The 20,567-nt window shown below is 42.0% G+C and carries 19 protein-coding genes and 1 riboswitch; of the genes, 16 read left to right on the top strand and 3 right to left on the bottom strand.

Annotated features, from left to right (window positions below; translation table 11 throughout):
• Positions 1-185 precede the first annotated feature (185 nt).
• On the bottom strand, positions 186-1,520 hold the full coding sequence (locus AC1DOV_RS06825; RefSeq protein WP_477549524.1) for a sensor histidine kinase: 1,335 nt from the start codon (positions 1,518-1,520) through the stop codon (positions 186-188).
• Between the two features lies 1 nt (position 1,521).
• A complete protein-coding gene (locus AC1DOV_RS06820) occupies positions 1,522-2,208 on the bottom strand; it encodes a response regulator transcription factor (protein WP_477549523.1) in 687 nt (228 codons plus the stop codon).
• 173 nt (positions 2,209-2,381) lie between these two features.
• Between AC1DOV_RS06820 and AC1DOV_RS06815 the strand changes: the two genes are divergently transcribed.
• From AC1DOV_RS06815 to AC1DOV_RS06795, 5 genes are all read left to right on the top strand, one after another.
• Positions 2,382-3,431: a DJ-1/PfpI family protein gene (locus AC1DOV_RS06815; protein WP_477549522.1), complete on the top strand. Its 1,050-nt coding sequence runs from the start codon at positions 2,382-2,384 to the stop codon at positions 3,429-3,431.
• A gap of 35 nt (positions 3,432-3,466) precedes the next feature.
• The gene (locus AC1DOV_RS06810; RefSeq protein WP_477549521.1) at positions 3,467-4,123 is read left to right on the top strand and encodes a DUF2306 domain-containing protein; all 657 of its coding nucleotides are present in this window, start codon (positions 3,467-3,469) and stop codon (positions 4,121-4,123) included.
• A gap of 566 nt (positions 4,124-4,689) precedes the next feature.
• A complete protein-coding gene (locus tag AC1DOV_RS06805) occupies positions 4,690-5,736 on the top strand; it encodes a helix-turn-helix domain-containing protein (RefSeq protein ID WP_477549520.1) in 1,047 nt (348 codons plus the stop codon).
• A gap of 210 nt (positions 5,737-5,946) precedes the next feature.
• Positions 5,947-6,741, top strand: a complete 795-nt coding sequence (locus AC1DOV_RS06800) for an SDR family NAD(P)-dependent oxidoreductase (protein WP_477549519.1) — start codon at positions 5,947-5,949, stop codon at positions 6,739-6,741.
• Between the two features lie 132 nt (positions 6,742-6,873).
• Entirely contained in the window at positions 6,874-7,572 is a 699-nt protein-coding gene (locus AC1DOV_RS06795) for a M24 family metallopeptidase (RefSeq protein ID WP_477549518.1), read from the top strand.
• A gap of 129 nt (positions 7,573-7,701) precedes the next feature.
• On the opposite strand, the gene AC1DOV_RS06790 is transcribed toward AC1DOV_RS06795, so the two are convergent.
• On the bottom strand, positions 7,702-8,751 hold the full coding sequence (locus tag AC1DOV_RS06790; protein WP_477549517.1) for a Rieske 2Fe-2S domain-containing protein: 1,050 nt from the start codon (positions 8,749-8,751) through the stop codon (positions 7,702-7,704).
• 111 nt (positions 8,752-8,862) lie between these two features.
• A riboswitch (purine riboswitch) is annotated at positions 8,863-8,965 on the bottom strand.
• A gap of 255 nt (positions 8,966-9,220) precedes the next feature.
• On the opposite strand from AC1DOV_RS06790, the gene AC1DOV_RS06785 reads away from it, so the two are divergent.
• The 11 genes from AC1DOV_RS06785 to AC1DOV_RS06735 all read left to right on the top strand — a co-directional run bounded on the left by AC1DOV_RS06785 (position 9,221) and on the right by AC1DOV_RS06735 (position 20,565).
• Positions 9,221-9,703 (top strand): hypothetical protein, encoded by a 483-nt coding sequence (locus tag AC1DOV_RS06785; RefSeq protein WP_477549516.1) that lies wholly within the window; start codon positions 9,221-9,223, stop codon positions 9,701-9,703.
• A 139-nt stretch (positions 9,704-9,842) separates the two neighbouring features.
• Entirely contained in the window at positions 9,843-10,598 is a 756-nt protein-coding gene (locus AC1DOV_RS06780) for an endonuclease/exonuclease/phosphatase family protein (protein WP_477549515.1), read from the top strand.
• Positions 10,599-10,904: 306 nt separating this feature from the next.
• The gene (locus AC1DOV_RS06775) at positions 10,905-11,633 is read left to right on the top strand and encodes an MgtC/SapB family protein (protein WP_477549514.1); all 729 of its coding nucleotides are present in this window, start codon (positions 10,905-10,907) and stop codon (positions 11,631-11,633) included.
• Positions 11,634-11,676: 43 nt separating this feature from the next.
• Entirely contained in the window at positions 11,677-12,387 is a 711-nt protein-coding gene (locus AC1DOV_RS06770) for a glycerophosphodiester phosphodiesterase (RefSeq protein ID WP_477549513.1), read from the top strand.
• A gap of 377 nt (positions 12,388-12,764) precedes the next feature.
• Positions 12,765-13,712 (top strand): ABC transporter permease, encoded by a 948-nt coding sequence (locus tag AC1DOV_RS06765; RefSeq protein ID WP_441875547.1) that lies wholly within the window; start codon positions 12,765-12,767, stop codon positions 13,710-13,712.
• A 119-nt stretch (positions 13,713-13,831) separates the two neighbouring features.
• A complete protein-coding gene (locus tag AC1DOV_RS06760) occupies positions 13,832-15,562 on the top strand; it encodes an extracellular solute-binding protein (RefSeq protein WP_477549512.1) in 1,731 nt (576 codons plus the stop codon).
• Positions 15,563-15,665: 103 nt separating this feature from the next.
• Positions 15,666-16,574: a carbohydrate ABC transporter permease gene (locus AC1DOV_RS06755; protein WP_477549511.1), complete on the top strand. Its 909-nt coding sequence runs from the start codon at positions 15,666-15,668 to the stop codon at positions 16,572-16,574.
• A gap of 27 nt (positions 16,575-16,601) precedes the next feature.
• On the top strand, positions 16,602-17,489 hold the full coding sequence (locus AC1DOV_RS06750; RefSeq protein WP_477549510.1) for a CehA/McbA family metallohydrolase domain-containing protein: 888 nt from the start codon (positions 16,602-16,604) through the stop codon (positions 17,487-17,489).
• A 25-nt stretch (positions 17,490-17,514) separates the two neighbouring features.
• Entirely contained in the window at positions 17,515-18,411 is an 897-nt protein-coding gene (locus tag AC1DOV_RS06745; protein ID WP_477549509.1) for a metallophosphoesterase family protein, read from the top strand.
• Between the two features lie 129 nt (positions 18,412-18,540).
• Positions 18,541-19,551 (top strand): LacI family DNA-binding transcriptional regulator, encoded by a 1,011-nt coding sequence (locus AC1DOV_RS06740; protein ID WP_339203046.1) that lies wholly within the window; start codon positions 18,541-18,543, stop codon positions 19,549-19,551.
• 57 nt (positions 19,552-19,608) lie between these two features.
• Positions 19,609-20,565, top strand: coding sequence for a carbohydrate kinase family protein (locus AC1DOV_RS06735; RefSeq protein WP_477549508.1), 957 nt, complete (start codon positions 19,609-19,611; stop codon positions 20,563-20,565).
• Positions 20,566-20,567 lie beyond the last annotated feature (2 nt).

Genomic DNA, 20,567 nt, shown 5'->3' with positions numbered 1-20,567 from the left:
AAGACACTAACTTCACAAACCATGTGGAGTTGGTGTCTTCTTTGTTTGGAATACGGAGCTTCGTACAGAGCCTTCCCTTTATCATAGGAGACGCTTTTTTGTGAGTTTAGGACAATCTGAAACTTCCACGTAAAGTAAGTCTCAGGGTACTGACTTATTTCCTTAACTCCATACTCGTTATTATTTTACTCCGAACCGTTCACAGGTACCCAGCCAGTCAGCAGGGCTCCACCTTCCGAATGGTTTTCTGCAGCAAGCTCGCCTCCGTGACGCCTAATAATCTTTTGTGCAATCGTCAATCCTAACCCGCTGCCTCCGGTTAACCGATTCCTAGATATTTCACCACGATATAATGGTTCAAACACTCGCTGCAGCTCTTCCAAAGAGAAACCAGAGCCTGTATCCTGGATTGTAAATTTCATGTTTCTTCCATCTTGATCACATTGGACTACAATTTTTCCTCGGGGAGGGGTGTGCCTAACGGCATTATCCAAAAGATTATTTATGGCGCGTTCCAATAAATGCATGTCGCCGCTAATGATGCAATCGTCTGTTAAATGACTGGATATTGAGATGTGTTTTTGCAGAGCTAGAGGATTTAGACTATCAATCGACTTCCGAATGACTGACGTGAGATCAAAAGTGTTGTTGCTTAGTTTTTCCTCCAAATACTCCATCTTTGTAAATGTGAATAGGTCCTCAACCAGCCGATCCAACTGAGTTGATTTTTCCTTGCAAACAGCCAAATATTTTGCCGTTTTCTCAGGTGAATGAGCAATTCCTTGTTCCAGACCGTCCAAATAGCCTCGTAATGCAAACAACGGTGTTCGTAAATCATGTGCGACGGCTGCAATCACAAATCGACGTTCTTCCTCGAGCCTTACTTGCTTCTGATTAGATGTTTGAAGGCCATTCACCATTACTTCAAAACCATCACTTACTTCGGCGATTTCAGTGATTCGGGATATGGGTAATCGCACACCCCAATCTCCTGCAGCAATTTGTCTCACTGCAAGGCTCATCCTCTCTAGTGGCTTTAGAATGAACCTTCGCATTTCGATACCAATAATAAAGAATGCCAAAAATAATCCGACAATCATTGAAATGAATTGTACTGTATTTGTCTTCGGCACATAAAGGACGAACTTTCCAAGTAAATGACCGTCCTCTAAGAGAGTAAACCGCTCGGTGGTTGTCGAAAAAGCGCTGTGGGAGTTCATGTTGGACCGGAAAATTTCCTGATCTGACGATGATACTATAACCGCATTCATATTCGCTTTCCGTAATTGGGTTTGCAACTCTTTTTGCCAATTGGGTTCCGTCCATTTGTCGGTGTTCGATTCAATCAGGAGAGTCATTTCGGCTAAATGTTTTTTTAGAGTCTCGTTTTGTGAATCGCTTCTGTCCAAGCTGAGCGTGTTTGTTTCCAAGAAGTGAGCGGTAATATAAAAGATCCACGGCAGTGAAAGGAGAAGGAAGAAACAAAGTAAAGTAAACGTGCGAATGCGAATGGACCTCATTTTATCCTCCCTCGAAGCGATACCCAATTCCCCATACATTGATGAGGTACCGTGGATGGTTTGAATCGGGTTCAATTTTGTCACGAAGCCGGCTTAAATGAACCCGAATCGTATGCTTGTCGCCTACCCCTTCCCAAAACCTTTCAAGTAATTGTTCAAAGGAAAAAACATGCCTGGGATGTTCCATAAACAATCGCAGCAGCTCATATTCCTTAGGTGTGAGCACTACGTTTTGCCCTTCCACTAATACTTCTCTTGAGGACAAATTTATCTTGATGCGACCATAATCCAAAATTTTTTCATCCAAATGCTGCGGGGAAACGGAACGTCGCAATACAGCTTTTACCCTAGCAACAATCTCTCCTGGGGAAGCGCTTTTGACGATATAGTCATCGCCGCCGAGTGTCAGACCTCGAATCTTGTCCACATCATCGCTGCGGGCACTTAAGAAAAGGATTGGAACTTTGCTCTCCTTCCGAATACGACGGCATAACTCGAATCCGTCTTGCCCGGGCATCATGATGTCAAGAACGATGCAATGTACCGTGTTTTGTTGGAACAATGTCCATGCTTCAGTGGTGTCGTTAGCAGTTACCACTTGAAAATGATCATTTTCCAAAAAGTCACTCAATAGTTCAACGATACTTGGGTCATCGTCTACAACGAGTATCGTATTAAATAAGCTCATAAATATCCCACCTTCCAAACCAGTTTATCATTTTTTTTACCGAAACAATCGAATTCCAATGTTTTGTGATGGTTCGTTTATAGTTTTGTGATTATTTCACAACCATGATTGAGATATTGTGCTGTTATGATTTTATTACGATCGATTTTTATTGAGATGAGGAGGAAGTATTCATGTTAAATGTTCAAATTGTGCTTTTTGAAGGCTTTGACCTTCTGGATGCCATAGCACCTTACGAGGTTTTTTGTGCTGCCGCGATGCTTGCAGACAAGGCATTACACGTAGAATTTGTCACTGCCGAAGGGCCGAGGTCCGTGACTAGCGGTATCAATGGGTTGAAAATTGAAGCAAGCGGCAGTTTAAACACGGCAACGCAGGGGATCATTCTCGTTCCAGGAGCATCCGGTGAGGTAGAAGGAGATGGCCCCGACTCGATTCCGGTTATTCTAAGCCGTGCTAAGAACACGGCATTAACAGGTTTGATGGAACAGGCGCTCATGCAAAAGGACATCGTAGTCGCAACGGTATGCGGAGGTTCGCTGATACTTGCGATGGGAGGATTGCTGGAAGGCAGACCAGCCGTAACGAACCATCTCGGTATGGATTTACTTGGAGCAACTGGAGCTGTTCCCGTCCCAGCACGCGTCGTGGATGATGGCAACTTGGTTACCGGCGGCGGCGTAACCTCCGGTATTGATGTAGCTCTTTACTTGGTGGAACGTGAGCTTGGACCGCGTATCGCGCATGCGGTAGAACAATTATTCGAATACGAACGAAGAGGGACAGTTTGGAGAGAAACAGGGAGGACGCCTGGCAGCCATAAAACAATGGAAAGTGAGGAGCCGAACGTAGCAGCAGACACAGTTGAGATGAAGAATGAAGTTTTTGACAATCACATGATAGAGTCATCTATCTTCGAAGGGAATTGGGATACGACAATCGCTACGCCAGTCGGGAAAATGCAGGTCAAGCTCTCGATAACGACTAGAGGGGGTTTAATTCAAGGCATGGCAACTCAAGGGGACGAAACGGTAGAAATGATGAACCCTTTGCTTGAGAATAATAAGCTTACCTGGTCGCTGCGAATAACAAAACCTATGCGCTTAAATCTAAAATTCGAGGTGTCCGCCAAAGGAGACAGCCTGACTGGAACGGCTAAAGCAGGAATTTTACCGGCATCCAAATTAACTGGCAATCGAATTTCCTTTTCCGGAATGATGTAGAGGTACAAACGATATGAGCCGCGGAGGGAGTAGTATTGGAACAAGAAACGAAACGAAAATTATTATTTGGCATATTATCCTGTGTTAGCATTCTATTTATTCTTTACGCTTTGGCGAAAAATTATATGATCGATCCCGGTGCAGAGGGCTTTCTTAGCCAAAAAATCGGGATTAAGCGAACGCTTAATCTTCCAGTCTGGTTAAATGTGATGCATGTTCATGTTGCATTTGCCTGTTTAGCTATGGCGTCGGGGCTGCTCAACTTTTCTAGCTTTATTTTCGAGAAAAGCCGTAAGCTCCATCGCATAAACGGCTACGTATATATCGTGTCTGTTCTTATTGTGGTGCTGACTTCAGGATATTTGGCACCTTACTCCACCGGGGGGAAAACCAGCAGTATGGGGTTCAACATGCTAAATATAATATGGCCGATTATTACGATTACAGCGCTCGTACAAATTAGAAAGAAGCAAATGATCCGGCATCGGAACTGGATGATCCGAAGCTACGCGTTTTGTTTTACGAATATGTTGATTCATCTTGTCACTTTTCTTTTTGAACAGGTGTTTGGTTACGGTTACGCTGATAGCTATACCATAGGAATCTATATCACCCTTGGGTTGCTGCTGCTTATTCCAGAGGTCATTATCAGAACAATCAATAAATCCAAAGAGGATTTGAGAAATAAATAAAAAATAGATTGGGTTTAATCATACGTTTAAAAATGGAGTGTATCACCAATCCCGCTTGGGTTTTCACCTTGAAAAATATTAGAAATTAATGTTTCATCTAAGCGGAAATTAATTGCATGTTGTGAAAGCCCGTGTCTATGAACTTATGATCTCACAGTTAACGTTTCATTATGCGAATTCTGAAAAGCATTGTGGAAATCATATCAATTTCAAAGAAGAGAATGGTTTATAAAATTGTCCTCGTTCGATTATGTTAAATTAAGTTAACATTGCATGTTTGTTTGAAAGAAATTAGAAGAGATATGCAATTTATAATTATGGAAATGCCTCTGTTTAAGATAAATTGACTAACTAACTCATTGTTGATGGCTGCTGGTTATTATGGTTGTTTTCTTGTTAAAATAATGGGCAGTTTAGTGCAGCTTATTACGTTAATTTTGACACCATACCGAACTTAAGACTATTCTTATGAGTACCTAAGATTCGCTGTATTTGGCAAAAGGCAGGCATCAAATCACAACCAATATTAGTGAATATATAAAAATAGATAGAGGAGGTCCTTATGGTTGAAGTCTCATACAGCTGACCGTATTAAAATCCCGGCAGGTTTTTGGATAGGATTACGTCAATTAGGAATTGCTCCTCATGACGTAGCTCGTAAAGCAGGATTGCCGCTCACCATTGCTACTGAATCAGTAGTTACCACCGCTCAATATTTCGCTATCTGGCAGGCTTATTCCGATCTCATTGGCGACACAGCAAAAGGAATTATCAAGCTTGCGACCATCTATGAAACAGCGCAATATCCACCGACCGTCTTAGCTACTTACTACGCTCGTGACTATCGTGACGCTTTAAACCGAATGGCTAGGTACAAACAAATGTGCCCACCCGAAAGCCTGCGTATTACTGAGGAAGGAGAGGATTGTACAATCGAACTGGAATGGCTGCATACGGAGAAAGCAGGTCCGCCGCTGCTGGTGGGTATCACATTGGCATTTCTATTGGAGCTAGGGCGCCGGGGAACAGGTCAACCTTTGACAGCGCGTGTTGTCGAATTTTCACAATCGATGGGCGATGTACAAGCTCTTGAAGCTTATTTTGGCTGCCCAATCCGAATGGATGCAAAATGTAACCGTTTGACGCTGCATCGAAGCGATTTGGATCGTCCTTTTGTCACGTACAACGAAGAGTTGCTGGAGATTCTGACTCCTGTTTTAGACCGATCGCTCAATGAACAGCAAAGCAGCCGATCTATAACTGAAATGGTCAAATGGATTCTAAAACGCAGCCTTACAGGTGGGCGCCCCGATATTCAGGTTATCGCGAAGGAACTCGGTATGAGCGACCGTACCTTGCAACGCCGGCTTACCGATGAAAACACGAGTTTCAAGCATGTTTTAACACAAGCTAGACATGAGCAGGCACTAGAGTACTTGGCAGATTCCTCACTTGATATTAAGGAAATCGCTTTTTTGATTGGATATGAAGACCAAAATTCATTCTACCGCGCCTTCCGTCTTTGGGAAGGTGAGACTCCTACAAATTGGCGTACGGAATATTTGGGTACAAACCCATTAGCCGAAGGACGGCTAGAATTGCCGATTATATAGAATTCCCAACCATATAAATTTATAGAGAGCTAGTCTTTATTGCGTTTTTTTATTTGGCGTGTTAAACGAGTACATTGGCGCGATATGCTAGTTACTATCCCATTCAGACAAGGTAATATTATCACTATCCTCATTACAAGACTGTTTTAATCATGACTATTAATCAGCTTGTCGTGAATGAATAAGTAAATGAAAAGGGAGAAATTTAATATGGATATGGGATTAAAAAATAAAACAGCTTTAGTTACAGGATCAACGAAGGGTATAGGTAAAGCAATTGCAATTGAACTTGCTAAAGAAGGTGTCCATGTACTCATTAATGGTCGAAATTACGAAGAGGTGGAACGAATTGTAAATGAAATCAAATCAGATTTCCCGGCTACCTCACCTCAAAATGCTACAGCCGATATTGTGGATATTGCGCAAAGAGAAGCTTTATTCGAAAAATACCCCAATATTGATATATTAGTTAATAGTATGGGCATCTATGAAATGATGAAATATGAAGATGTTGACGATGAGATATGGGAAAAATACTTCCGCACGAACGTACTTACCGCAAATGGATTATCTAAATTTTATTTACCTAAAATGTTGAAAAATGATTATGGCCGCATTATCTTTATTGCGAGTGAAGAAGCAATTATGCCTTCAGGACAAATGCCTCAGTATTGTATGACAAAATCAATGCTATTATCATTGTCCAAAAGCTTATCCAAATTAACAGTTGGAACAGAAGTTACAGTGAATACGATCCTGCCAGGACCAACACTCTCTGAAAATGTGCATCAAATCATTGAGGGCATATACTCAAATGAAGATATGACTTTTTCAGAAAAAGAGAAAAATTTTATGACTACAAACCTGCCTCAATCTGAAATACAACGATTTATCAAGCCTATTGAAATAGGTAGACTAGCTGCATTTTTATGCAGTCCTTTTGCATCCGCATTTAAAGGCTCTCCAATCCGTATGGATGGGGGAATGGTACCGACTATTTTTTAATAGGTTTACGATTTGAATGATTGATTCTCATTTCATTTGGAATTGATGTAATAAAACGTTAGAATTATTTTGAAAAGATATGGTAAGTACTCTTTCTTCAGAAGGTTCATAGAATTGAGAGGAGAATGGGAAATGGATCTATCTATTAGTAAACGGCATGCCTCGCTACGAGAGGCTGAAAGCAAGGCGGAACAACTATTCAAGGCGATCGAAGATCAAGGAATTATTCGTCCTGATGTGACTGAAAAGCAAATAAATCGTGAAATCTATCAATTGGCATTCGAGATGTTTGGTATTAAGAAATACTGGCATAAACGAATCGTGCGAGCTGGAAAAAACACGTTGTTCCCATATAGAGAAAACCCGCCTGATCTGATTGTTTCCAAAGATGATATTATATTTCTGGATTTCGGTCCAATTTTTGAAGATTGGGAAGCTGATTTCGGAAGAACCTTCGTCCTAGGAGATGATCCAGCAAAATTAAAACTGAAAAATGATATTGTGGAGGCCTGGGATGAAGGGAAGGCCTATTTTCAGTCTCAATCTGCGATTACAGGTAGTGAACTTTATACCTATGTGAGTCATTTAGCTTTAAAATACGGATGGGAGTTTGGAGGTCCGCATGCGGGTCACCTTATTGGTGAATTCCCTCATGAAGTAATACAGGGAGAATCCGTTGAAAACTATATTCATCCTGATAATCATATTCCAATGAGAGATCCGGATTCGAATGGTAGGCCTCGCGATTGGATTTTGGAAATTCATTTTGTGGACAGGAAGCTGGAAATTGGCGGCTTTATAGAGCAATTATTAACCGTTGATTATCTGTAATTATGGAAAACATAGTTGAAACTACAGAGTAACTACAAATGGCTGCCGAGCTTATCGGCAGCCTTTGTTGGTAACTTGGTGATCTTTCTTTTCAAGGATTTGTTTAGAAATTAGCTGTAATCATACATCTTAAGATGTGTAGCTTCTTCCAAGGCCAAGCTGTGTAAGCAATTGCCTATAGGCAATTGAAGTGCGATCAGCTGGAATATGGGCTTCGGCCATCAAATCGAGGGGTAGATCTTCTGGTGTTTGGGATTCAACCATTTCTCGATCTTCCTGAAAAACTTGCAAATTAAATTTAATCGTATCTTCAATCGGAAGCTCTTTATCAAAATTCCGTGAGATTGGACAAAATAAACGAGTGTACCGTGCTGAGACTGGAGATGCGCAGTTCAAAATCATGAGCTTGCCGTCATTTGGGAAATGTACAGTTAGTGAGGCCGCGAAAGGTGCAAATACACGAAACGCGCGAAGCCACATGAATCCTTCAGGAGCGGGATTTTCCTGGCCTTTACCGTAATTGCTGACGGTGCTCCAATAGTCCGCCTGAAGCTGATTCCCGTCGCGCGTTACTTTGTATTGTGGAACTTCTGTGTTATTGCGGTCTCCGAACGTCTCCGTATGCACGTATGCAAAATGAGAAACATCTAAAAATCCTTCCATTTGGCGTCCTGCCGAACCGGCAATATCAAAGCTTGGAGGTAATATATTAATAAAATCCGGATCGTCCCACCCAGAGAACGGCGGAATTTGTTCGTCTACAGCGACTAAAGATGTCCAGATCAGCCCATACCTCTCAATAACCGGATACATGATTAATTTTAGTTTGGGTGATATTTTGGAGTCAGAATGGGCTGGAACGGCAGTGCACACCCCTTCGCAGTTATATCGAAACCCATGGTAAGGACATACGATTTCATCGTTTTCAATCCAACCTTTGCTCAGAGGTGCTCCACGGTGAAAGCAGAGATCACGAGCAATCACGACTTTGCCGTAGCTGCTGCGGTAACAAACGAGCTTTACATCAAGCAGCTTCACAGCAACTGGTTTATTTGTTACTTCTTCAGCAATGGCCACAGGATACCAGAACTGAGAAAGAACATTCCAATCATTTAGTGTAAATGTACAATCACGAGGGTATTGCAATGCGGATTCAACATGCGACTTTGGCTTATTCATACACAATCGCTCCTTTAGAATGAATGATTAGGCTGAACGCAATAAAACCCCAGGCTTAAGAGGCGCGTAGTGAAATAGATCTAATTTTTCTGAAATGAAAAAATTAGAGTATCTTCACTAACGGCCTCTTGTAGCCTGGGGCAATTTACGGTTGCCTGGTCGAGACGCTCACACCAATTTATGAGCTTATACAAGAGAAGTTCGTGTTAGATTACTTAACATGAACTATGTGTTTATTCTATTCCGGAAGAAGCTTTTTGTCAATTCTGTTATTTAAGGAGTTATTCTAAGCAGAGCCATTCCAGTTTATGTTCAGCCTAAAAAGGTCGCCAGCATATTTATTTCAATAGCTATCTTGCATTCCTAGTCCTTTAATAGCAATATATTATTAATTGGATTGAGAATAAGATTAAGCTGAAAGAAAGCACGATTTGTTTAAAAAAATGCTGTTAAACGGAGGAAAAACATAGTGAAAGCAGACCCTCTACAGCAATATTTTTTGATGAGTTTTAGATTCGATAAATCAACACCTAAAGAGTTTGGATTAAAAAGGAGTGCTGAAAACGGCTTCTATATTTGTCCAAAGGATAATTCTTTATGGGTTCAACGAGATCTATATGATTTCGGTTGGGGAAATGAGACGGGGTTTGTTAGATTGCCTGAATGCGACTTTGAACAGCTATGGCATTTAATGATGGATTCAGGCATTCAAGAAAATAGGTATGGTTCAGCAGCGGAAATATTAAGGCAATATGCTGACGAATTACTCTCAAAAAGTTATCCCATTATAAGTGATCCACTTTATAGTAATGACTATTCATTAAATGATTCACTAAAAATATTAGAATTAAATAGACCCTACAATAGAAGCAGTATACTTGGGAAATCACAAGAACAAATAAAGGAAGACTATAATAAATGGCTCTATATTAGTAAAATGATAAACCTGTAAAGCGGCGTCATGAAAGCTTTATTGCGAATTGCTTTTGGGAAATGAGTTTATTATGGACATGATACCACATTGTCTATGGGTTGATTATCCCGTCAACTCGCCATATGCTTATTTTACATTCATGTTAGGAGGGATCATTATGGAATTATTAATTATGTCATTTAATCTTCGTATCCATGTTGCGGAGGATGGGGAAAATGCTTGGCCTAACCGTGTCGAAGCGGCTGCAGAAGCGATTAAAGCGTCTGGAGCTGCCGTTGTATGCACGCAAGAAGGAAGCTTGCCCATGCTGGAGAGCTTGAATGCGCTGCTTCCCGAATATGAATGGATCGGGGAGGGCAGACTCGGCGGCGAAGAGGGTGAGTTTTGCGCGATTTTCTTCCAGATAGATAGGCTGAAGCCAGTCGAAAGCGGCACATTCGGATTGTCTGAACGGCCGGAGCAGCTTGGCTTTCAAAGCTGGAACACCGCTTGTCCGCGCATTTGCACTTGGGTGAGGCTGGGGCAAATCGACGGGCAGGAATATCTGATTCTGAATACACATCTGGATCACATAAGCGAGGAAGCAAGAATAAATGGAGCTATGCTCATCTTGGATAAGATGAATATTACCAGTGGAGCATCGGCGATTCTAACAGGTGATTTCAATTGTGAACCGGAAACCAAAACGATTCAAACTCTGATCCAAGCAGGGCTGCGTCATACATACACCAATCCTGATGTACATCCGGGCTGCACTTATCATGGTTTTGAGGGCGGCGAAGAAGGTGAGCCGATCGATTATATATTCGTTACGCCGAATATTCGGATCGTGTCAGCGAATGTCGACAAGGGCAAGTACGATGGCAAATACCCATCAGATCATTATCCAATTATTGCTACTCTGCAGGTATAGCATACGAACAATAAAAGAGTGGATGGTCAGGAAACTGCCAAAATCCATTCTTTTTTTATATCGCTCGCTAGGAAATCATCAGTTGAAATAGAAGACTGGCCCAATTTGATGGGTGGTGTTACATTTTCTGACAGACAAGTTATTTTAGGGTACTTATCAAACGCTTCGGTAAGCTTGAGAAAAATCTGTTGAGAAAAAGATGGAAATCTTGTAGTGTAAATAATACCATTTATCCAGCTACCCGATGATGAGTGGTTATTCAAAACTAATATCGATACCAGCGCATAGGAGGTGAAGTGGAACACGATGGATCTCCAATATGATCCGACTGTATGGCAAATTAGTTTATTTGAGATGACGCTAAGACTATTATTGGCTTTAGTGCTTGGCGGTTTGATTGGTCTAGAACGTGAGCTTGGCGGACATTCCGCGGGTTTCCGGACGCACATTTTGGTTTGTCTTGGTTCGGCTGTCATTGTATTGTTATCCATGTATGGATTTTCTGATTTCGCCGCAGAACCGAATGTTCGTTTAGATCCAGCTCGGTTGGCAGCGCAAGTAATCAGTGGCGTCGGTTTTCTCGGCGCGGGTACCATTATGCGAAATGGGTTTGGTGTTTCCGGATTGACTACGGCAGCCTCATTGTGGGTATCGGCAGCAATTGGACTTTCTGCTGGTGCAGGATTTTACTACGGCGCTGTCATAGCGACCTTCTTGGTGGTGGTGAGTTTGTTTTTATTGAACAAGGTTGAGAAACTTTTCTCCCGAACGAAAAAAGTACGCGAGTTGTTAATAAAAATGGATAAAACATCAGCTGGTCTTAATCTTGTTTTGATGCATTTGAATCAAAGCGGACTACAAATCAGCAAGCTCACGATAAACAACGACGAAGAGGAGGAGCAGCTAAGTGATCGGCATTTAACGATTCGCATTCAGTTGAAATTAAAGAAAATAAAAAACTATGAGGTATCTATCGCAGCGTTAGCTCATATGGATGGAGTACTAAGCTTGGAAACGGAAGGCGTCTCCGCTTAATTTGAAAGCGGAATCATTTTAATTTAGAAAGAGGAGGCATGGCATGCATAACACGATGGTAGCAGCCCATACGGGATGTGGTGTTTATCCGGATAACACAATGGCATCATTTGAAGAAGGCATTAAATTCGGCGCAGATATCGTAGAAGTCGATGTACGCATAACCCAAGATGGTATTGCTATCCTTCTGCATGATGATTCACCTTATCTTTACTCACACACCTTCGAACAGTTGAATAATCCGGATATACGGCCGCTGCTCGATCCGATTTATAAAGATCATGAAATTGCGACGTTGGAACAAGTGCTTCAGCTTTCGGCTTCGCTAGGAATCAAATTGAATTTGGATATAAAAACAGTAGAAGCTATTGATCCGACGGTAGGGCTTATTCACCAGTTTAAAGCGCAAAAACGGGTTTTCATTACAGGATGTTCCGATAACATTACGGTAAGATACCCGGATATTCAAGTCATGCTGAATACGCCGGACGATTTGACTTTGGAACAAATGGAGCGATATTGCGACTTCGCGGAGGCCGTATGCAGGGAAGCTAAGCAAGCTGGATACGCAGGGCTCAATATGAATGGCTTTACTTGTCTTCCGCCAATCGTAATTCGAGCGCACGCTTTAGGTTTGAAGGTATGGGTTTATACTGTGAACTTTCGGTCAGCAATGGAATGGTTTCTGAGGATGAAAGTTGACGCTATTACTACACGTTCACCGATGGATCTAATCGCACTTAAAAAAGAATGAAATTAACTGTAGCCAATTGAAAAAAAGTTTGGTATAATCCGTTCATGGTAAGCGCTTACTTTAAGAGGCGCACTTTATTTTAATCTTCATGGTATCGCTTCCAGAAAAAGCAGTTTCAGATGAAGACGCTCATAGTCAACATGGAAGAAGGTGAATTTTGTTGCAGCTCTTGATACCAATGAGTGAATGAATCTTAACGAAATATTTACCTATAGATAACAAATAATGGTTTAAGAAACAAGTTTTTGTTAATACAATTTGTCTAGGATGCAAAATTATTATTCGGATAAGAGGGTGATTGGTTAAAATTTATGTAATTGAAATTTTATATGGTATCGCTTCCAGACAGTAATCAGAAAGAAGGTGACTTTCAACTTATGAAGCAAATGACCGTACCAATGAAGCGAAAAAACAGTGGTATCGTTTTATGGAGAAAAATGTTGGCTCACAAATATTTATATTTCATGTTGTTGCCATGTGTTGTCTTCTTCATCATTTTCAACTATATTCCGATGGCTGGCTTGTTGTTAGCCTTCAAGGAATACAAGTTCAATGAGGGCATCTTAGGAAGCCCATGGGTTGGCCTGGATTATTTCAAGCAATTTTTTAATTCTTATCAAAGCGGAGAGTTGATTAAAAACACACTCATCATAAGTTGTATGAAATTGTTTCTATACTTGCCGTTTCCGATTATTCTTGCACTTATGTTTAATGAAGTTCGCTCAAAATGGTTCAAAAATGTTTCTCAGAGCTTGCTGTATTTGCCGCATTTCCTCTCGTGGGTTGTCGTCATCGGTTTAGTTCAACGTATACTCGCTCCTGATACTGGCTTGTTGAATCAGGTAATAACGAATATGGGCGGCGACGGAAGTACATTCTTTATGATGGATTCGGATTACTTCTACCAGATTATGTTCGGAAGCCATGTATGGAAGTCTATTGGTTGGGATTCGATCATCTATGTCGCAGCGATCTCAGGAATTAATCCCGAAATGTACGAAGCGGCTAAAATTGATGGGGCAAGCAAATTCCGAGAGGTTTGGAATATTACGCTGCCGTCCATCACACCGACAATTGTAATCCTCTTTATATTGTCTCTGGGCAGTATATTATCCGCCGGGTTCGACCAGATTTATTTGCTCAAAACACCGGGTAATGCACCGCTCTCTGATATTTTGGACACTTACATTATCCGAGTTGGCTTGCAAGGCGGTCAGTACGGATACGCGACAGCCGTGGGCATGCTGCAAGGATTAATTGGATTGATCTTGGTTGTATTCGCGAACCGAGTTTCCCGAAAGGTTTCTGAAACATCCTTATGGTAGCTTACTTCTGATAACGTTACCATAGTTGCTATGCGAAAAGGTTTGCATGACCATCCACTTGGTGGGAGACGTCTTCTGGCGTGTTTCATAAAATCATTTTAGAAAAGGGGAACAATCGCATGAGTAAGAAATGGGCAAAGTATTTCGCAATACCTTTGGTGACAGCGATGCTGATCGCCGGCTGCTCGAATGGCAACAAAAACAATAATGAAACACCTGCTCCTGGCGGCACAGATGGGGTTTCACCTACAACGGAAGGGAAACCGGCTACATGGATTGCTGATCGTAAAATCAAAGGTCTTGTATTCATGGGTACCGACGATTACACAGAAGATATGAACCCGGAAATTAAAGCGAAGATAAAGGAGCAAACGGGGATCGACTTTGAAATTGAAATCATGAAAGCCGAAAAATCCATCGATGGCTTGATTGCAGGCATCGCTGCAAACGACTTGCCGGATTTCGTTGCTTTCTACCTCAATAACAGTGGCAGACCGGAAATGCCCGTTGTCTTGAAAGCGGCGCGCGAAGGTATGTTCACTGATTTGACTCCGCTTATGAAAGATACGAAAGTGTACAGCAAATATTTGCAAGATGACTATTTGCCGCTTGATACGAAATACGGCGTTATGTTCCGTCCTGAGTTTAACGGCTCTTCTTACTTCGTTCATATGAATATCAATCGACAAGGCGGCTATCTATCTAACAAATATGTAGGCGGCGCTTATATCCGTAAAGATATTGCTGACTCACTAGGAATCGACCCGCGCACAATCAAGACGTCGGATGAAGTGTATGAGCTAGCTAAGAAAATTAAAGCCGGCAACTTCAAAGACAACAATGGTAGTCCAGTGATTCCAATCGGTCCATCCTTTTGGGGTGGTAAAGATGTTTCAGCCGCTTTCAAGGATCTGCAGTGGGGCGAAGACGACCAGCGAATCAAAAAATCGAAAGACGGTCAAATCCTTCATGAAGCAGAAACCGAATATCCGATGAAAAAAGTAGAGTATTTCCAAAAGCTGCTTAAAGAAAAGCTTATTCATCCCGAGTACTTTACGATTGACGAAAGCCGCGCAACAGAGGGCGCTTTGAATGGCTCATGGGCGATTATCGGTGATGCCCACAACTATCAAGAGTTCAACCAAGATATGCATTACCTACCGCTTGGACCAATTAACAACGTAGACGGGCCTTACCAAATGCAAGTTAGCTTTAAGTCCGGCTACAGCGCTTGGGCGATCCCAACTACAACGAAAAACCCGCAAGAGATTGTCAAATTTGCGGACTACTTAGCTAGTAAGGAAGGAAAACTTATTTGGAAATACGGTTTGGAGGGCCGCGATTATACGCTCGGCGCAGACGGTTTTCCACTTGTGAAACAAGAAGTGTTGGATCTGAAAGCAACAGATCCGAACGAAGCGAAAAAGCTCGGCTTCCAAGGCGTCGGCAACTCATGGGGCGATATTCTAGGCGGCACGGACACCGATAACTTGGCTGATTTCGGGGAAATGCAGTATGGCGACAAATTGAAAAAAGAAGACAATAACGGTGCTCTAAAACTAATCGAATATTGGAACTTTGAGGAAAAGTACAAAAATGCGAAGATCGTTGACAGCTACGTACCTACCGCGTTCCTCGGTGAATTCGACAGATCTTCAGAACTTAAAGCGGCTTTGGACGCTTACAATGAAACTTTGATCCGTGCTTATTACGGCAAGAGTCTTGATGAAGCTAAGAAAATGTTGGAAAGCAACTTGAAACAATTGAAATCAGCAGGATTGGACGATTATTTGAAGCTTCTCGCAGAAAAAGATGCCGATCCAAAAACGGACGTAAACCTGAACGATTAGAGACTAGGTTCAACATTTAGAAGCAGAAAATTAGTGGAAGAGGTAAGGCGATTTTATCCGCAGCTGGGTAAAAACGCCTTTCCTTCAACGGAGGAGGGAGAAAGTGGGAAACGAATTTTATAAGCTCAGCACGGGTGAAAGAATTTTCAGAGTCATTAACTACTTGCTTCTAATCGCGCTGTGTTTATCGATCATTCTACCTTTTTTTAATATTTTTGCACTTGCTTTTAATCCCGGTAAAGACGCGGAAAGAGGCGGCATTTACTTCTGGCCGAGGATTTGGTCCTTGGAAAACTTCCAAAAAGCGTTTGAAACGTCCAATATTACAACTGCTTTTGGGATTTCAGTCTTCCGAACGGTCGTAGGAACGATCTCAAGTGTTTTTCTGACTGCAGCAGCAGCTTATGCATTAAAGAGCAAAACGTTGCCTGGCGGAAAATACATTATGATGATCATTTTCTTCACCATGTTGTTTGGAGGGGGAATCATTCCCTATTACATGCTGCTTAAGTCCATTCATTTGACGAATAATATTTGGGTTTACGTCATTCCAAGCTTATATAGCGTGTGGAACATCATCATTATGCGAACATTTTTCCAACAAATTCATCCGAGTTTGGAAGAATCGGCACGAATTGATGGGTATAACGACTTTTCGATCTTCATGCGCGTCATTATGCCGCTCAGTCGGCCGGTTATAGCGGTTATTGGCTTGTTTAACGCCGTTGGCCATTGGAACGATTGGTTCACTGGTGCATTTTATATTCGAAAATCGTCTTTGCGCCCGCTGTCCACGCTTCTACAAGAAATGTTGATGAGTGCGGAAGCGATGCGGGATACGCTCAATCAGGCTGCTGGACTTAGATACGATTTGATCGAAAAAATGCAGGTTACAGGAAACTCGCTTAAAATGGCAACGATCATTATCGTCGTTACGCCGATTATTCTTATCTACCCATTTGTGCAGCGCTATTTTACCAAGGGTATTATGATCGGATCGATCAAAGAGTAAATCAGCCTAGGAGAGGATGGGGGAAAAATGAAAATAGTGAATCCATACGTAGAGTCGGGGACTTGGTTTAAAGGAAGCTTTCATAATCACACGACGAACAGCGATGGTTGGTTTTCGCTCGAAACGGTTTACAAAATGTACGGTGGATACGATTTTCTCGGTATTTCTGACCACGATAAAATTACGAAACACGAAGGCAAAAGAGAGATACCGAATGTTTTCGAAGCCATAGAAGTCAGCAGTCGGCAAACACATATGCTGCTCGTGAAACCGCCGCAAATGATTATGGAAAACTACAGCAATGCATTTACGATTGAGAACTATCAACGCTTTGTGGATCTAACAACGACGAACGATGGATTTGCAGTGCTCGTGCATCCGAATCGGTATTTCTCGAATTTTTGGGAACTAGAGGATATGTTTAAGATGGAACGTTATCTTGGGGTTGAAGTCTATAACGGGGACGGCAATCCAGAGTACGATATCGCGTTTGACAAGTGGGATGCTCTTTTATCCGCCGGTCGTAAAGTTTGGGGTTTCGGTAATGACGATTCGCACGTATATGGACAAGAAAAACGCGCTTGGAACGTGGTCAGAGCTAAGGCAAATACGAACGATGCTATCATTGATGCGATCAAAGAAGGCAACTTTTATGTATCAACGGGGTATGGGTTTGATGCGATCAGAGTAGAAGGCAACAAGGTTGTTGTTGATCTTCGCTCTAATGATTTGCTTGATAAAATGTACAAATACGTCACGTTTTTCGGCAAAGACGGACAGGTGCTTAAAGAAACAACAGGACGAATCAAGCAAGCTGAATATGAGTGTAATGGAGACGAAAAATACGTCCGGATAGCCGTTTATTTGGAAGGCGGGTATTCCGCTTTTTCTCAGCCATTATTTATTGAAGATTAATCAGGTTTTAGGTCGAGGAGGAGTTATGGTGGAGCACAACAAGTTAAGATTCCGATCAGACGGGACATTTACGATCATTCAATTTACCGATATGCATATCAAGAATGGAATTGAACCTGAAAAGGATGCTCAAACGTTAGCTGTTATTCAGCAGCTGATTGCGTCGCAGAAGCCCGATTTGATCGTCCTTACTGGCGATGTCATATCCAGCTATGATACAGAGGATCAAGAAGCAGCATTTCGCCGTGCGATTGCGGATGTTGTCCAGTCTGCCATTCCGTTCGCTGTCATTTATGGCAATCATGATTCAGAGACAGGTATTACTCGTCAGCGATTGAATGAAGTTTTAAAGGAATATAGTAATAACTTATCTGAGGATGGTCCTAAGGACATCCATGGAGTTGGGAATTATGCTCTAACTGTAGCGGGTTCTGCGAGTGAAGAAGATACCGCTGTTCTGTACTTTTTTGATTCGGGAGATTCAGCACCTGAGTCCGTTGGTGGATATGAATGGATACATCCAGATCAGGTTCATTGGTACTGCAGCGAATCGAAAAAGCTTGCTCAGAAGAATGGCAGCGCATTGCCTGGACTCGCTTTTTTCCATATTCCAATTCCGGAATATGAGCAAGTCTGGCAGGAAGGCAAAAGTATAGGCAATAAAGGCGAGGAGGTCTGCTGTCCGAAGTTGAACAGCGGTTTATTCACGGCAATGCTGGAGCAGGGTGATGTCATGGGGACTTTTGCCGGACATGATCATGATAATGATTACGTAGGAGAGCTTCATGGCATCCGATTGTGTTATGGACGTGCCACGGGCTTCAACACATACGGAGAGCTTGAGCGCGGAGCAAGAATCATTACGTTATTCGAAGGAAAACGGGAGTTCGATACACGGATAGAAATAGCGAAATTGAACTAAGTTGATAAGGATTAGTTCGCGGCTGAATGATATTAAAGAATAAATGATGAGAAAGTTTGTCGAAGTCGAAGTATATCTTATATAATTCTAATATATGAACGAAATATACTTCCACGAAGGGTGAATAATGTGCAACCAAAAATCAAAGATGTGGCCCGGGTAGCAGGAGTTTCGGTTACGACTGTGTCCAGAGTGCTAAATGGCGAGAGGTATGTGAAAGACGATCTCAAGGAAAAGGTGAATCAAGCCATCGATCAATTGGGATACGCTCCTAGCCATATCGCCCGAAGCTTGGTACGCAACAAAACGAATCTCATTGGGGTAATTGTGCCAGATCTTACCTCAAGCTTCTATTCGACAATTTTAAGCAGCATCGAAGAAGCGGCTAGCACTAATGATTATAACCTTTTGGTATGCAATATCATCGAGGATATAGATAAAGAATTAAAGTATATCAATGTGTTTCAGGAAATGCGGGTAGAAGGCATCATTATTATGCATGAGAAAATTAATGAGGAAATTCGTGCTTTGATTCATAAGATGAACATTCCCGTTATTTTTTCTAGTGTTAAACCGATGGACCAGGAGTTCGCTTCTGTAATTATTGATGACTACAAAGCTGCTTACGATGCGACAAAATATTTGATTGAGCTTGGCCATGAGGAAATCGGGTTTATCGGCGGCGACATGCGTGATATTACATCGGGACAAAACCGGTATAGCGGATATCGAAATGCATTGTCAGACCATTCCATTAAAATCATATATGAAAATATCCGGTTCGGTGATTATAAAGTGAAAAGCGGATACGAGCAAATGAAGGATATTCTTCGCAATAAACAAACGCCTACGGCTGTATTTGCCGTAAGTGATGATATGGCTGTTGGAGCGATGAACTGCATTTGGGATCATAACCTTCGAGTTCCAGAGGATATTTCCATTATGGGCTTTGACGGAAGTCAACTGACCGAACTTGCCCGTCCGAGGTTAACCTCAATGGAGCAGCCTATTCAAGACATGGGCAAAGTGACGATGGCAGCGCTGTTGAAACAGATTACGAATAAGGAAACGTCAACCGAGGATATTATCTTGGAGCATAAACTAGTTGTCCGTGAAAGCTGTATAAGAAGAGATTCATAAGGATTAGAGAGCATAGCACATCAGTGCATATCGGAAATAGATGGAGATGAGGCACCATTGAAAAATTACGATGTCATCGTGATTGGAGACGCGAATATTGATTTAGTTGTTGAGGGCTGCAACGAGCTGCCAGCACCCGGACAAGAGGTATTTGTTCAAAATATGACCATCCACGTCGGCGGAGGGGCAGCTTTGTTTAGTTTGGCGACAGCCAAGCTAGGTTTGAAGGTTGCCTTTAACGGGGTTCTAGGTGACGACGGATTTGGTCAGCTTATAAAAGATCAATTTTCTCGGTATGGAATCGATACCAGATATATTAAAAAGAGCAGCAGCAATACAGGAATATCCATTGCAATTAATCCGGAAAATGATCGTTCTTTTATTACGTATGCTGGTTCAAACGCCGAGCTAAGCTTGCAGCAGCTTGACATGAATAGTGTTTTATTAGGACGTCATGTTCATTTGACTTGTTATAAGGGAAGCCGCAATCATGCTGAATTTTTGGAAACCGTAAAAAAACTTAAAGCACTAGGCGTAACGACCTCTATTGATATGGGGTGGGATGACACTGGGGAATGGTATCCTGGCATTTTTGAATTAATGAAGCATATCGACGTTTTTTTCATGAACGAAACCGAAGCTATACACTATACCGGTTGTGCAACGGTAGAAGAAAGTCTTGAAGTTCTTTCTAAACACAGCAGCCATATCGTGCTCAAATTGGGTTCGAAAGGTGCAGTGACATCGGTAGGCGGGCAGCAGTCCTATCGTTCGAGCTTCTCCGTCCGAGTCGTCGACACGACTGGAGCGGGTGATTCTTTTAATGCCGGTTATATTTATGGATATTTGGCAGGGAAAAATCCAGAGGAATGCTTGATATATGGAAATGCTTGCGGTGCTATGTCTGTAAGCGAATATGGTGGAAATACAGGGACGACAAACATACAGCTGCTAGAGAAATTTATCGCAGATCGAATTGGTGAAACAAAAGAAACGCTGGAAACCACACTATGAAT

The organism is Paenibacillus sp. 01T47, assembly GCF_056398245.1.
This window is presented reverse-complemented; position numbering and strand designations above follow the sequence as displayed.

Excerpts from the sequence above, each read along its gene's own strand:
- AC1DOV_RS06825 (WP_477549524.1), bottom strand. The coding sequence starts at position 1,520 with ATGAGGTCCATTCGCATTCGCACGTTTACTTTACTTTGTTTCTTCCTT.
- AC1DOV_RS06820 (WP_477549523.1), bottom strand. The coding sequence starts at position 2,208 with ATGAGCTTATTTAATACGATACTCGTTGTAGACGATGACCCAAGTATC.
- AC1DOV_RS06815 (WP_477549522.1), top strand. The coding sequence starts at position 2,382 with ATGTTAAATGTTCAAATTGTGCTTTTTGAAGGCTTTGACCTTCTGGAT.
- AC1DOV_RS06800 (WP_477549519.1), top strand. The coding sequence starts at position 5,947 with ATGGATATGGGATTAAAAAATAAAACAGCTTTAGTTACAGGATCAACG.
- AC1DOV_RS06795 (WP_477549518.1), top strand. The coding sequence starts at position 6,874 with ATGGATCTATCTATTAGTAAACGGCATGCCTCGCTACGAGAGGCTGAA.
- AC1DOV_RS06790 (WP_477549517.1), bottom strand. The coding sequence starts at position 8,751 with ATGAATAAGCCAAAGTCGCATGTTGAATCCGCATTGCAATACCCTCGT.
- AC1DOV_RS06780 (WP_477549515.1), top strand. The coding sequence starts at position 9,843 with ATGGAATTATTAATTATGTCATTTAATCTTCGTATCCATGTTGCGGAG.
- AC1DOV_RS06775 (WP_477549514.1), top strand. The coding sequence starts at position 10,905 with ATGGATCTCCAATATGATCCGACTGTATGGCAAATTAGTTTATTTGAG.
- AC1DOV_RS06770 (WP_477549513.1), top strand. The coding sequence starts at position 11,677 with ATGCATAACACGATGGTAGCAGCCCATACGGGATGTGGTGTTTATCCG.
- AC1DOV_RS06765 (WP_441875547.1), top strand. The coding sequence starts at position 12,765 with ATGAAGCAAATGACCGTACCAATGAAGCGAAAAAACAGTGGTATCGTT.
- AC1DOV_RS06760 (WP_477549512.1), top strand. The coding sequence starts at position 13,832 with ATGAGTAAGAAATGGGCAAAGTATTTCGCAATACCTTTGGTGACAGCG.
- AC1DOV_RS06750 (WP_477549510.1), top strand. The coding sequence starts at position 16,602 with ATGAAAATAGTGAATCCATACGTAGAGTCGGGGACTTGGTTTAAAGGA.
- AC1DOV_RS06745 (WP_477549509.1), top strand. The coding sequence starts at position 17,515 with ATGGTGGAGCACAACAAGTTAAGATTCCGATCAGACGGGACATTTACG.